Origin of the sequence: Pseudovibrio sp. Ad46, assembly GCF_001623065.1 — a bacterium.
In the GTDB taxonomy this organism is placed as follows: Bacteria; Pseudomonadota; Alphaproteobacteria; order Rhizobiales; family Stappiaceae; genus Pseudovibrio.
Window position 1 is genome coordinate 243,109 of the sequence record NZ_LMCG01000040.1, and the last position, 13,987, is coordinate 257,095.

Sequence of the window (13,987 nt, forward strand, 5' to 3'; positions counted from 1 at the left end):
AGAATACGCAATAAGCCAAAAGCCGTTCATCACCTGCCATGCACGACAGCCGCATGGCAGGAAATGGCAAAAGCCCTGTTCGCTTTTGCTGCAATGTGCATCAGACAATCTGATGGAGAGAGAACATGCGGTATCTTCCGCTTTCAGACAACGACCGCGCCGACATGCTGGCGCGTATCGGCGTAGACTCAATCGATGAGCTGTTTGCCGATATCCCAGAGGCCGTTCGCCTTGAAGAACTGACAACCTTGCCGCGTCGCAAGACCGAAATGCAAGTTGAGCGCCAGCTCAGCGCAATGGCGAACAAGAATGTCAGTGCCGGATCTCTACCGTTCTTCGTTGGGGCAGGGGCGTACAAACACCACGTGCCAGCAACGGTTGATCATCTGATCCAGCGTTCTGAATTTCTGACAAGCTACACCCCGTATCAGCCAGAAATCACACAGGGCACGCTTCAGGCACTCTTCGAATTCCAGACACAGGTGGCAAACCTGACTGGGATGGAAGTCGCCAACGCGTCCATGTACGATGGATCTACCGGCACTGCTGAAGCTGTGTTGATGGCGCACCGTGTAACCCGCAAGAAAAAAGCGGTTCTTTCCGGTGGCCTGCATCCGCAGTACCGCGAAGTGGTCGAAGGTGTTTCTGCAAAGCTGCCTGGTGCATCTGTTGCGGCCCTGCCGGCAGACCCAACTGGTACAGAAGATATTCTGGCACAGATCGACGACGAAACCTCCTGTGTGGTGGTTCAGTCTCCGTCCTTCTACGGCCAGCTGATCGATCTGAAACCGATTGCAGAAAAAGCGCACAAGCACAAAGCTCTGTTGATCGCAGTGTTCACTGAAGTTGTTTCCCTCGGCCTTCTGGAAAGCCCAGGTGCTCAGGGCGCGGACATCGTGGTTGGCGAAGGCCAGTCCATCGGTAACCCGCTCACCTTCGGTGGCCCTTACGTTGGTCTGTTTGCAACCCGCCAGAAATACATCCGCAACATGCCGGGTCGTGTTTGTGGTGAAACAACGGATGCAGAAGGCAAGCGCGGTTTCGTGTTAACCCTCTCCACCCGTGAGCAGCACATCCGTCGTGACAAAGCGACTTCCAACATCTGCACCAACTCCGGTCTGTGTTCCTTGGCGTTCACCATCCACATGACCTTGTTGGGCGGCAAAGGCCTTGCACGCCTTGCTCGCATCAACCACATGAGCGCAGTTGCACTGGCAGATGCTCTTTCCGCGGTTGAGGGTGTTGAAGTGCTGAACTCCGCGTACTTCAACGAGTTCACAATTCGCACGCCAAAGAATGCACATGACGTGATTGAAGCTCTTGCTGCAAAGGGTGTTCTGGGCGGTGTTCCTGTTTGCCGTCTGGACAAATCCGGTGGTGATATCGACAACCTTATCGTTGTTGCAAGCACAGAAGTGAACACCGATGAGGACCGTGCAGCCTACGCGCAGGCTCTGAAGGAGGTGCTGGCATGACTATGAACCATCAGGGACGTCCAACACGTGCTGGTGAAGCTGGCCCCCCAATGCCGCACCAGACCTTTACGGGCAACAAAGCATTGGACATGGAAGAGCCGCTCATCTTTGAGATCGGCCACATGGACAACTGTGGTGTAGACCTTGACGAGCCAATGGACTTCGTTCCACGCCTCGGTAACCACATGCGTTCTGAGCCGGTAGAGCTTCCAGCTCTGTCCGAGCCAGAAACCATGCGCCACTACGTCCGCATGTCCCGCAACAACTATGCGATTGATTCAGGCCTGTACCCACTGGGTTCCTGCACCATGAAGCATAACCCGCGCCTTAACGAAAAGATGGCGCGTCTGCCGGGCTTTGCTGACATTCACCCACTGCAGCCAATCTCCACAGTTCCGGGTGCTTTCGAGCTGATCTCTGAGCTGGCTGACTGGCTGATGGAACTTACCGGTACCAACGCTGTGGCCATGAGCCCGAAAGCTGGTGCTCACGGTGAGCAGTGCGGTATGATGTCTATCAAGCACGCAATTGCAGCCAAAGGTGAAGAACGCTCCGTCGTTCTGGTTCCGGAAAGTGCTCACGGCACCAACCCGGCAACCGCTGCACTGGTTGGCTACAAGGTTGTGTCCATCCCGGCACGTGAAGACGGCACAGTGGCCGTGGAAGCTGTGATCGAAAAGATCGAAGCCCACGCAGGTCAGGTGGCAGCGCTTATGCTCACCAACCCGAACACCTGTGGACTGTTTGAGCCAGAAGTGATTGAGATTGCAAACGCAATCCATGAAGCTGGTGGCTACTTCTACTGTGATGGCGCAAACTTCAACGCGATTGTTGGTAAGGCAAAGCCGGGTGATCTTGGTATTGACGCCATGCACATCAACCTGCACAAAACCTTCTCCACGCCGCATGGCGGTGGTGGCCCAGGTTCTGGTCCGGTTGTTCTGTCTGATCGTCTGGCACCATACGCACCGCTTCCATTCATCCGCAAAAATGGCGATGAGCTGGAAATTGTTGAGACAACCGATCAGTTGAAGGACGGTGAACAGCCATTTGGCCGTATGACCGCATTCTTCGGTCAGATGGGCATGTATGTACGCGCGCTGTCTTACATGCAGTCTCACGGCTCTGATGGCCTCAAGCAGGCATCTGAAGATGCTGTGTTGAACGCCAACTACGTCCGCGTTGGCCTGCAGGACCTGATGACCCTGCCATTCGGTGTAAAGCCATGCATGCACGAAGTTCTGTTTGATGACAGCTTCCTGAATGATACTGGTGTTTCCACGCTCGACTTCGCAAAAGCGATGATCGACGAAGGCTACCACCCAATGACCATGTACTTCCCACTGGTCGTAAGTGGTGCAATGTTGATCGAACCAACCGAAAGCGAAAGCCGCGCTTCTCTGGACCTGTTCGTCGCAACCATGCGCGATCTGGTGATGAGTGCAAAAGCAGGCGAAAAAGACCGCTTCGAGGGTGCTCCGTTCCTGGCTCCGCGCCGTCGTCTGGATGAAACAGCGGCTGCGCGTAAACCAATCCTAAAATGGGTGGCTCCAGAACCAACCAAGGTGGAACCAGAACTCGCGTAACAACGAGCTTTCTGTAAAAACTTATAGCCCGGCTCTTGAAAAAGACGCCGGGCTTTTTTCTGTGCGGCCCAATCCATGCCCATACCGATGCCCATGGATATTGATTGATCAGAATATGCGGATACTGGCAGTGTCCTGCCCGGTATACGGTCATTCGTGCTTAGCAGATAAAACGGGTGAGGTGGGGGATGCGTAAGGCACCTAAATGGCGCAGTTGGCTGCCAACAAGTCGGCAACTTCGGTTCCGGGTGCAATCAACCCTTGCCAGAACCTTCCCGACCATCGGTGATCGAAACAACTTCTTTCCAGACAATGCAAACCCAAGGCTCGCCCCAAATGAGCACCTGCTAACCGTTGATGAGCGCAGCTCTCGTGCGCTGCCGCAAGAGGTGCAGGCGTTTTTTGAAGAACACGGCGCATTGGAGCAAAGCCGCTATCCTTTGCCAATCACACCTGCCGGTCACACGCAGCTCAGGATGTATAAGCTCGTTGATGCACTGGTCCTCGGCAGCACCGGAGCAACAGTCTTAAAGGCGCAGCATCGCCAGATAGAAGCTGCAGCACCCAACACCATGCGGTTTGCGCGTTTAAAGGACAGGACGATCCAGACTGCAGCCATCAACATGCTTGGCATGGCCGCGGGTCATCGGCACTACTACCACTTCCTGTGCGATGTAGCCTTCCCGCTTCTGTTTCTGCTAGAGCAACTGGGGCCGCTGACATTCCCGCTGAAAATACTGCTTCGGGAAAATCTCCCAGAGTTTCAGAAAGAGTTTTACGCGCATCTGGCTCAAGAGACGCCTCTCCTCAGCCTGGAAGAGTGCAAAGCGAACGAACGCATCCATTGCAAGACGTTGTTTCACTGCACACCAGCGATGAACTGCGAATACAGAGTCCCAGCCAGCGAGCAGGCAGCATCTATGGTCGCAACGCATTATCTGGCTGCATACCAACTTGATATGCACAAGACGCCAGCCACAAGGCTCTATATCGCGCGGGATGATGCAAAAACACGCCGAATAGTGAACGAGAAGTCACTCAAAGAGCAGTTGGAGGCACGGGGTTTTCAAAGCATCATTCCCGGCAAACTAAGCCACAAAGAGCAGGTAGAACTCTTCAACAACGCCAGGATCATCGTTGGAACCCACGGCGCAGGGCTGACAAACCTGCTGTTCACACAAGCAGGCGGCAAGCTGATTGAGATCTTCCCTGCAGATTACGTCCAGAGTGCTTATGCATGGCTCGCACATGTACGGGGACTAAGATACGCGCCGGTTATTGGAGAAAAGAGCGGGGCGCACCAACACTTCTCTCTGTCTCAAAACGCAATCGGACAGATCCTGCACGAAGTTGATGCTTTGGAACTCGCCTAAACCGACTTGGGCATTGCAGGCACTATAATCGCTGCCAGTGCGGCGGAACGATCAAACTGTCATCCAGATTGGGGTTCTTGAACCACTTAAGCGGCGCTATCACGTGTTTCTCTTCATTCCCGTTTAAGAAAGCAGCCCACCAGCTGAAGGTACTGTTGGCGGTGACGATGTGATCGCAAGATGACATAACCATCAGATCTTCATAGTCTTTTCCATCCTGCATCGGATCCGCAAAAAACACATTGTCTTGCTGCGGAACCACCTCACGCGCTCGTTCAGGACTGTCAGAGAAGACATAGAAGGTCAGGCCGGGAATGCGCTCTGAGAGGAAATCCATCGCGCCCTTGTAATAGCCAGCAGAGCACAGTCCAAAATTCTGCAAGTTGTGAGCCTGACTATAATCGCCATAACGTACGTGGAGGGCAGCAGACGGACCTGAGTTAATCCGTTGCAGCAGTTTCAGCCGCTCAAGCACCATCGGTTTCTTGAGCGTGATCTCTTCTCGCAATTGCTCCATGATGGAGAATGGCATCTCCCACTTTTGCCAATACCCGTCCAGATAAGCGCTTTGCTTGAAGACGGGCGTATCTCCATCTCGCAGCAACTCATCCTCGCGGATGTAGCGGCGCTGGTAGAAGGGATAGAACTTGCGGCATATCTTGACGGTTTGCCCAAAGGCCTGCGCAGGCCAAAGCACTGCGGACATTTCAGATTCAGTAGCAGATAAGCCCTGCGTTTTGAAAAGGTTGAGGCAATAGGAGCGGTTGAAATACTGCGCGTACTCACTGTGGTCGAAACGAAGTTTCATCCCCGTTTCAAGCGCGATTTTCCGCCCGAAAGCATACTGAAAAAGCTGATTGCCAATGCCGCCGCGGATACGGACAATCAATGTTGGTTTGAGCTTGCGCCGTCGCGCAGCACCAGACTTTCGCACCTGAGAAGCAACTGACATACGTCCCCCGTACACAAATCAGCGTGTTTACCCCTCAGCCTACCGGAGCTTTGGCAAAGGCTCACTACTAGGTTTTTGGGAGTAAATCTCCTAGGTCGAGCTGAAACTGTGCTAGGTCTGCGAGGATAAGTTGTAATGTGCTCCTGCGGTATCATGAAAATGCCATTCTTGCTGACAACACTGCGCCTGATATAACCAACTGGATTTGCTTATGAACTACGATTTACTTATTTGGGATTGCGACGGCTGTTTGATTGATAGCGAGTGGATTGGCTGTCAGGTCGAGGCCGAAGGCTTCACCAAAGCTGGATACCCCATCAGCACGGAAGAAATGATCGCCCGCTTCTGCGGTGTGTCATCTGCAGAAGTATTTGGCCAGGTTGAAGCGGAAATTGGCGTCAACATCCGCCACCACGAGGCGCTCGTAAATCAGGATGAGGCGCTAAAGGCAGCCTTTGAGCAGCATCTCAAGCCAATCGCTGGCATCCATGAAGCATTGCATGAGTTGGACAACTCATTCCCGAATTTGCAAATGTGCATCGCCTCTGGCAGTTCCATGGACCGCCTGGAACATACCCTCAAGCTCACAAATCTATATGATCGGTTTGAGAATAAATATTTCTCGGCTGATCTTGTTGAAAAGGGCAAGCCAGCGCCAGATGTGTTCCTGAAAGCAGCAAGCGAGATGGGCGTCGCTCCCGAAAAATGCGTTGTTGTTGAAGACAGCCACCTCGGCTTGCAAGCTGCCCGGGCAGCAGGCATGACGGCCCTCGGCTTCACCGGAGCCTCCCACGGCAATGCAGATTTACACAGCCGTCTTGAACAGCAAAACCCAATGGCAATCTTTAATGATATGAAAGAGTTAGCCAATCTCATCAAAAAGCTGAATATGCTCAAAAGTACAGCTTGAGGAGCGCCGAGCAGCACAAACTGCCAAAACTTTCTTGACAGGGCAGTGCCGTTGCGGTCATACACTTGGACATGAGCAAGAACCTGACCATCATTTCTGCGGTTTATTATTATGCGCCCGACATATCGGCGGCCGCGTTCCTATAAACTCATGTAAAATTGAGGTCAGAACCAAAAGCCGCCGCGTAGGCGGCTTTCGTGTTTTAGCTCTCCTGCGCGGCGAAGGAGAGCATTATGAAACATACCGTTGTAGACACCACCCGCTGCTTCCGCCCAAAATCTGAAGCCCTTCAACTGTTGATCGATCGCGGTTTCCTGCATCAATGCACGGATCTGGAAGCGCTGGACGAAAAACTCCAAGCAGGCCCCATCACAGCATACGCTGGGTTTGATGCAACCGCCGACAGCTTGCATGTCGGCCACCTGCTGCCATTAATGGCCATGCGCTGGTTGCAGAAAACCGGACACAAACCAATCCTGTTGGTGGGCGGCGGTACCACGCGCGTAGGCGACCCAAGCTTCCGCTCCGAAAGCCGACCACTGCTGGATGATACCCAGATAGAACACAATCTCGCAGGTATCCGCGCAACTGTAGAGCGCCTCTTCGACTTGTCTGAAGGGCAGGGCCAAATCGTCAACAACGCTGAATGGTTGGATGAATTCCGCTTCCTCGAGTTCCTGCGGGACTTCGGCACGCACTTCACCGTCAACCGTATGATGACCTTCGACAGCGTCCGCTCCCGCCTTGAGGCACAACAACCACTTTCCGTGCTCGAGTTCTGCTACATGATGCTGCAAGCCGTTGACTTCGTTGAGCTCAACCAGCGCTTCGACTGCACATTGCAGATTGGCGGTTCTGATCAATGGGGCAACATCGTCAATGGTGTGGACCTTGGCCGCCGTTCCGGCAGCCAGCTTTTCGGCTTCACACTGCCACTGCTGACAACAGCCTCGGGCAGCAAAATGGGCAAAACTGCAGAAGGCGCGGTGTGGCTCAACCCATCCCGCCTGTCCAGCTTCGGCTTCTGGCAGTTCTGGCGCAATGCGGATGATGCTGATGTACCTCGGCTACTGAAACTCTTCACCGATCTGCCACTGGGCGAAATTGACCGCCTGTCTTCCTTACAAGGGCAGGAGCTGAATGAGGCCAAGAAGATCCTGGCAACACAAGTCACCGGCATCGTCCACGGTCTGGCCGCAGCAGAAGCAGCCCTTCAGCAGGGAGAAGCTCTGTTCAGTGGTCAGGAAGACTTCTCTCAGCCAACCCACGAGCTACCTCTATCCCTCCTTGCCAAACCACTCGGCCTCCTAGACCTACTGGTAAAAACCGGCTTCGCCACCACCAACAGCGAAGCCCGCCGCCTCATCCGCGGAGGTGCCGTCCGCCTGAATACATCCATCGTCCTGGAAGAAACCCGGGTGATTTCAGAAGGCGACCTGAAACCGGGTGAAAGGCTGACCCTAGCGGTTGGGAAGCGTCGTAAGGCATTGGTGGAGTTCGTGTAATTAAGCAGAAGGTGGCGGTCAGTCCAGAACTGGCCGCTTCTATGCAGGCTACAAGACCTCACCATTCACGATTGACCAGTGATGAGGTTGAAGTTCTCATAGGTTCTTAAAGATCAGCTTGTTATCACTATTGGAAACTGCTGCCTTCACATCCCCACCCCAATGCACCAACCGCTCCTGACAAATACCGCAGGGTGTTAATATAACAAAGGGGCTGTTCTCATCATCCCGGCAGATACACAGGGAATGGGTTACAACTTCATCCAGCTTATGCGCTTCCAGAATTGCACCTACTTCCATGCAAAGGGATAGGCCATCATTCTTGGTATCTGGTGCAATGCTGGTTAGAATTTTACCGCTCTCGGTTCTTAAAGATGCTGCCCCACCCCAACCATTAGGATAACGATGCTCAATCAGCAGCTTAGCTGCATCAAACAGAGTTTACTCAATAATCATATCTCGAAGTATTACACCCTAAAAGAGTCTTGTACATCGAAGAAAGGCGGCTCTGCCCCGTCCGAGAAATTGACAGGGCAGAGACCAGTACTATTCGATATCAAAATCTAAAATAGCCTGTTTGATTGCCTCAAACTGAGTTTGAGTGTTGTTCCCACAACTGGAGCGTTCCATAAACTTGTTCCCGGGAACCACTGCTGCTTTCAAGCCGTTACATGTTACCGGCATGGTCTGAGAGAAGTTTCCGAGGCCAAAGAGGTGGAGCAGGAGTGATGACCCCAGAGTGACCGTGTTGCGCTCATAATAATAAGCAAGGAAATCACTTGGCAGGATGTAATGTCCCCAGTGAATGAGTTTGCCATCTGTCGGTAGCTTGTCATCTTGCACGTTGCTTGTTTCGGTATCTACCACGCGGATCGGGCAATACATTTGGCCGCTATCGGTTTCCACGAGTGCCCAGAAAGTCCCTGCAACATCATCACTGACTACCTGAACAATTTCTTTCAGCTCAGAGAATGCGTCCGTGGTGGTTCCATTATTGAAGTCAGACACCTGCTGTTTGGTGACAGATTGAGTTGAGAGGTCTCTCAATATTGGAGAAATTTCTTTAGCACTGCTGCCCAGATACTCGACAAAACTTTGGTCTTCCCTAAATGAGTTTTGCGCAATCTTTGATTTCGAAACATCGGGATTTTCGCAGTAGATAAAATATGAGCGCTGGCTTTTCTCATAAGCAACAAAACCGCCGCTATGGAATGGGCGATAGCGAAGTGTTTTTGAATCTGTCATTGGGCCAATGTACAGACTGGGCATCTGTGGTGTGGTTGCGCTGATGTTCTTCAGATCAGCTTTGTCTTCGGTTTTTGTAAGACCTAAAGAGCCGAACATAACATTTTTGGGCTGTATCAGGCTCAGGCTAGAATTTGTTTGCTCAGTGGACATTTGCTTCTCTCGTTGTTGTTTTGATTGCACTGAGAAGACGAGGCTGCTGACATCCTGTGAGAGGGCATAAGCGCTAGGTTTTAGCCAAAGTAAACAAACCACAAAAAAAGCCCCCGCCTAGAAAGGCAGGGGCCAAGTCATATGGATATGAAGCAGGGACAAACCCTGTAAACCGTGGGGCGAGGTCGCCACACGAACTGTGTAAGACGCTACTTAGGCATTTGCGAGCGGACGACTTCCCGAAGGGCGTCAACCGGCTCAAGAGCCTTGCCACGTTTAATGTGCCAGAAGGTCCAGCCATTACAGGCTTGCTGACCCTGAACGAGCGCACCCACCTTATGGATGGATCCTGAATGCTCGCCGCAGATCAAGGAACCATCGGCGCGAACCGTAGCCTTGAAGCGTCCACGGGCATCGGTCAGTTCCGCGCCCGGTGTCAATAATCCTGTCTCCAACAAATTGCCAAACGGAACCCGTGGAAGGGAGCGTTTGCCTTGTGTCATCGCCAGAAAATCATCGTTGGCAGGTGTAACCCGGTCAATCCGTTCGGAAGCGGCTTTAATGTAAGAGTCTTCACGCTCACATCCCACAAAGTGGCGGCCAAGCTTCTTGGCAACAGCACCAGTGGTGCCTGTGCCAAAGAATGGATCAAGGATCACATCGCCCTGGTTTGAAGTGGAGAGCAGCACGCGATAAAGCAGGCTCTCCGGCTTCTGAGTTGGATGCACTTTGTCGCCGTTGTCGTCCTTCAGGCGTTCATGACCAGTGCAGATAGGCAGCACCCAGTCAGACCGCATCTGAAGGTCGTCGTTAAACGTCTTCATCGCATCGTAGTTAAAGGTCGGCTTGCTCTCTTGTGAAGGGCAGGCCCAGATGAGCGTCTCATGAGCATTAGTAAAACGTTTGCCACGGAAGTTCGGCATCGGGTTTGTTTTCAGCCAAACCACATCATTGTTGATCCAGAACCCAAGGTCCTGCATCACCGCACCAACGCGGAAAATGTTGTGATAAGAGCCAATAACCCAGATGGACCCGTTTGGCTTTAACACGCGGCGAACCGCCTGCAGCCAAGCACGAGTGAACTCATCATAAGCTTTAAAGCTGGAGAACTGATCCCAGTGATCATCGCAGGCATCTACCTTCGAATGATCAGGCCTGTGCAGATCTCCGCCCAGCTGTAGGTTATAAGGGGGATCGGCGAAAACCACATCCACGCTGTTGTCAGGAAGCTTGTTCAAAGCCTCAACACAGTCGCCCTTAATAATTGTATCAAGCCAATCTGGCTTGGTGGAAATGTGGGGTGCCATCAAGGACACCCCTTCTTTACGCTGTACTCTCATTGCGACGCAACACCTCACGCAATTCATGAGTGCTATGGTTACCCACTATGGTAAACCAGAGGTTAATAGTGGATATCTTTTATTCTTTTAGAATCAACGCTTTATTTACAGATTCGAATATTCGTCTCGAAGTTAACTCCCATTAATATTCGACCGCGGATTCCCTTGGGGTAGAGGTTTATGAGGAGTTAAAATGGCGAAAATAGAGACTCTAAATATTTTTTTGAGAGTCAAGCTTTTTTGCTGGCTAAAAAGAACAAGGTAAACGCACTGCGGGGACAGCGGGTAAATCGGTTAACGAGTGTGGCAGGGCTTACGCTGCGGACAGTTTAAAAAAAGCGCGCCATGTAAGGCGCGCTTCCAAAATGCAAATCAGTGCAGGAGAGGGGCTTACTCAATCCCCATGCAGTTGGCGTAAAAAGTCACTGTCGCTGGCCAGTCAGAAAACACACCGCTCACTTTCACATCCTGTGCCAGCACATCCAGCAGCTCATAAACGCTGCCTTCGCTGGCGATCGCATCATTGATGCTGCGATAGTACCAGCCGCCTTTGTTATGAGAGAGCAGCCCAGAGCGCTCCAGCGTCCAGGTGAAGATCTTGATGCCAGCCTCATTCGCAGCCTTTGCATAAGCAGATGGCACGATCTTCCCGTTATCCAGAGTGACAAGCATCCAAAGAGGAGGGGAGATATAGTTCACACCCATCTCTTTCAGCTCAGCCATGGACGGCTTGAAGCTGGTTGGATCGGATGTGTCAAAGCCCTGCATACGGAAGCGTCCATCAAGGAACACGGCCTGCTTGCCAAACTCAGGCTCATTCTTGATCCAGTACAGCACATCATCCAAAAAGAAGGACTGAGGATAAACGTCAGAGGCCGGAACACCAGCTGCTTTATATTCATCAATCAGCTTCTGAGCGAAATCTTCCTGAGTGAACCCATCAAATGGCATTTTCACACTTGGGCGCTTCAACTCCGGCGTAAACTTAACGCCCTGTTCTTTGAAGAGCTCAATGGACTGAGCATGGGTCATCAAAGTGCCACCAGCACCAGCTGCCGCATAAAGGTCTGTGCGCCAGTCAGCTGTGCCTTTCAGGAAGTCCTCAACCGTTGTTGCAGCTGGATTAGAGGCGTCCATCTTGCCGGTGAGACCTTGGAACTCCGCCAATGTGATCTCAGAGGTTCTGCACTCCGCCGCTGCCTTCTCGTCATTGGTAGCAGCAGTAAACGGAGCAACACACGTGCTGGCCAGATCAGTCGCGAGGATATCTGTCGTTGTCGCCAGATCATTTTGAGAATGACGGCAGACCAGCTCTTTGTCCTTGGTGAAGGTAACATCGCATTCCTGCACCCCCGCACCCATCACAGCCGCGGCTTGATAAGACTCTAACGTATGCTCAGGAAACTGCAGGGGAGCCCCACGGTGCCCGATCGTGAAACTGGAAGCCTTTGCAGGATTGCCGATGCAGGCGCGCAACTTATCCTTCAACGGGCTCTCTTGCATCTGCTCAACGAGAAAAGCAGGCCGTGGCCCCAACTGGGCAGCTTGTGCGCTCACAGTAAGGCAGGTGCCAGCCACCAAACCAAGCGCAGCAGTACGAACAAAGTGCATAAAAAGATCCCTCCCGATCATCTGAAGCGTAGTCCTGCAAAGTGCCTCTAGAACTCGCCCATGCAATTTTCGGGATAGTTTTACAGAATAAACTGAAGGAGATAAGGGTAAATATGTAGCTATGAATCTCAATTCTGTGTGCAGAGATGAAACTGACGCTGCGTGAAAATATCCTCACTCACTAAAAAATAAACCATATTTGTCCGCAGTTTGTCTTGACCCTGTCGTAAACATCCCTCAGATATATAGTGACACGAAAGAGGAGAAACCGAACGTGTCGACTATATCCGATAGCGACGTTGTGATGGAAAGCCGTTCCATCCGTACGCCTGAGACAATTCCCCCACAATCCTTTAAAGATGCCAGTGAAGCTGTTGCGCACCTGATCTATCTGTTTGATCGGGCGACTGACTTTCTACGTGAGAATTTTAAAGAGGCTGCACAGGGCAGCATGTCGGAAACCAGGGTCAGAGCATTTTACCCGGAACTGCGATTTGAAGTTTCCAGCCACATCCGCGTTGATACGCGCCTGTCCTATGGCTTTGTGGCAAGGCCTGGCAAATACAAAACCACAGTCACCCGGCCAGATCTTTTTAAGAACTACCTGGAACATCAGATTGATCTCCTGATCAAAAACCACGGTCTTGAAGTGGTGATCGCTGAAAGTGATCAGCCGATCCCGCTGCACTTTGCCTTTTATGATGGCGCACACGTGGAAGGCGCTTTGCCATCCAGCGAAGAGCGCCCGTTGCGTGATGTGTTTGATGTGCCGGATCTTGCCGTCATGGATGATGCCATCTCCAATGGCACCTACCGTTCGAAAGATGGCTTTGAGCCGCTGGCGCCGTTTACGGCTCCGCGCGTGGATTATTCCCTGCATCGTTTGCAGCACTACACCGCAACCGCGCCGCGCTATTTCCAGAACTTCGTGCTCTTCACAAACTATCAGTTCTACATTGATGGCTTTGCGCAGATGGCAAAAGAGCTGATCAATGATCCGGAGAGCGGATATGTAGCCTTTGTCGAGCCAGGTAATCTCATCACCTACGCAGGTGATAAAGAACCGCGCGAAGGTGTGGCCCCGCCGCGCCTGCCACAAATGCCAGCCTATCACCTGCTGCGAGAAGATAACTCCGGTATCACCATGGTGAACATCGGTGTTGGCCCGTCCAATGCAAAAACCATCACCGACCACATTGCAGTGCTTCGCCCACATGCCTGGTTGATGCTCGGCCACTGCGCTGGGCTCAGAAGCAGCCAGCAGCTCGGTGATTACGTACTGGCTCATGGTTATGTGCGTGAAGACAAGGTGCTGGATGCTGACCTGCCAACATGGGTTCCAATCCCGCCACTGGCAGAAGTGCAGGTCGCGCTGGAAGATGCCGTTGAAAAGACCACCGGTTACAGCGGCTATGACCTGAAGCGTGTGATGCGCACAGGAACCGTAGCCTCCATCGATAACCGCAACTGGGAACTGCGCGACCACCGCGAGCCGGTGCAGCGTTTCTCTCAGTCCCGTGCGATCGCGCTGGATATGGAATCTGCAACCATCGCTGCCAACGGTTTCCGCTTCCGCGTTCCTTATGGAACCTTGCTCTGCGTATCAGACAAGCCGCTGCATGGGGAATTGAAGCTGCCCGGCATGGCGACAGACTTCTACCGGACGCAAGTGAACCAGCATCTGGAAATTGGTGTGAAGACCATGGAGGTCCTGAGGGAAATGCCGTTGGAACGGCTCCACTCTCGCAAACTCCGCAGCTTCATGGAAACCGCATTCCAATAAGCACTGATCAGCATTTGTAGAAACAAGAAAAGCCGGGCTCCAGACCCGGCTTTT

Annotated in this window: 11 protein-coding genes; 6 read left to right on the top strand and 5 right to left on the bottom strand. The window is 52.5% G+C overall.

Annotation, left to right across the window (positions count from 1 at the left end):
* Window positions 1–125: 125 nt before the first annotated feature.
* The 3 genes from gcvPA (at window position 126) to PsAD46_RS08105 (ending at window position 4,434) form a co-directional block, all read left to right on the top strand.
* The gene (gcvPA, locus tag PsAD46_RS08095) at window positions 126–1,475 is read left to right on the top strand and encodes an aminomethyl-transferring glycine dehydrogenase subunit GcvPA (protein ID WP_063293744.1); all 1,350 of its coding nucleotides are present in this window, start codon (window positions 126–128) and stop codon (window positions 1,473–1,475) included.
* On the top strand, window positions 1,472–3,061 hold the full coding sequence (gene gcvPB, locus PsAD46_RS08100; protein ID WP_063293745.1) for an aminomethyl-transferring glycine dehydrogenase subunit GcvPB: 1,590 nt from the start codon (window positions 1,472–1,474) through the stop codon (window positions 3,059–3,061). Before gcvPA ends, gcvPB begins: the two co-directional genes overlap by 4 nt.
* A 188-nt stretch (window positions 3,062–3,249) precedes the next feature.
* Window positions 3,250–4,434 carry a glycosyltransferase family 61 protein gene (locus tag PsAD46_RS08105; protein ID WP_063306565.1) on the top strand — a complete coding sequence of 395 codons (1,185 nt, stop codon included), beginning with the start codon at window positions 3,250–3,252 and terminating at the stop codon, window positions 4,432–4,434.
* A gap of 22 nt (window positions 4,435–4,456) precedes the next feature.
* On the opposite strand, the gene PsAD46_RS08110 is transcribed toward PsAD46_RS08105, so the two are convergent.
* Window positions 4,457–5,386 (bottom strand): alpha-1,2-fucosyltransferase, encoded by a 930-nt coding sequence (locus PsAD46_RS08110; RefSeq protein ID WP_063293747.1) that lies wholly within the window; start codon window positions 5,384–5,386, stop codon window positions 4,457–4,459.
* A 211-nt stretch (window positions 5,387–5,597) separates the two neighbouring features.
* On the opposite strand from PsAD46_RS08110, the gene PsAD46_RS08115 reads away from it, so the two are divergent.
* Together PsAD46_RS08115 and tyrS are read left to right on the top strand one after the other, a co-directional pair.
* On the top strand, window positions 5,598–6,296 hold the full coding sequence (locus tag PsAD46_RS08115; RefSeq protein ID WP_063306566.1) for an HAD family hydrolase: 699 nt from the start codon (window positions 5,598–5,600) through the stop codon (window positions 6,294–6,296).
* Between the two features lie 233 nt (window positions 6,297–6,529).
* Window positions 6,530–7,801, top strand: coding sequence for a tyrosine--tRNA ligase (gene tyrS / locus PsAD46_RS08120; RefSeq protein WP_063306567.1), 1,272 nt, complete (start codon window positions 6,530–6,532; stop codon window positions 7,799–7,801).
* Window positions 7,802–7,897: 96 nt separating this feature from the next.
* Here the strand turns inward: tyrS and PsAD46_RS27625 are convergent, their stop codons facing one another.
* The 4 genes from PsAD46_RS27625 to PsAD46_RS08135 all read right to left on the bottom strand — a co-directional run bounded on the left by PsAD46_RS27625 (window position 7,898) and on the right by PsAD46_RS08135 (window position 12,150).
* On the bottom strand, window positions 7,898–8,239 hold the full coding sequence (locus PsAD46_RS27625; protein WP_153040714.1) for a cytidine deaminase: 342 nt from the start codon (window positions 8,237–8,239) through the stop codon (window positions 7,898–7,900).
* 108 nt (window positions 8,240–8,347) lie between these two features.
* Complete coding sequence (locus PsAD46_RS08125) at window positions 8,348–9,199, bottom strand: hypothetical protein (RefSeq protein ID WP_063306568.1); 852 nt, start codon at window positions 9,197–9,199, stop codon at window positions 8,348–8,350.
* Between the two features lie 209 nt (window positions 9,200–9,408).
* Window positions 9,409–10,506: a site-specific DNA-methyltransferase gene (locus PsAD46_RS08130; RefSeq protein ID WP_063287226.1), complete on the bottom strand. Its 1,098-nt coding sequence runs from the start codon at window positions 10,504–10,506 to the stop codon at window positions 9,409–9,411.
* Window positions 10,507–10,929: 423 nt separating this feature from the next.
* A complete protein-coding gene (locus PsAD46_RS08135) occupies window positions 10,930–12,150 on the bottom strand; it encodes a glycerophosphodiester phosphodiesterase family protein (protein WP_063306569.1) in 1,221 nt (406 codons plus the stop codon).
* A gap of 304 nt (window positions 12,151–12,454) precedes the next feature.
* Here PsAD46_RS08135 and PsAD46_RS08140 point away from each other — a divergent pair, with 304 nt between their 5' ends.
* Window positions 12,455–13,933, top strand: coding sequence for an AMP nucleosidase (locus PsAD46_RS08140; protein ID WP_063293848.1), 1,479 nt, complete (start codon window positions 12,455–12,457; stop codon window positions 13,931–13,933).
* The last annotated feature ends 54 nt before the right edge of the window (window positions 13,934–13,987 follow it).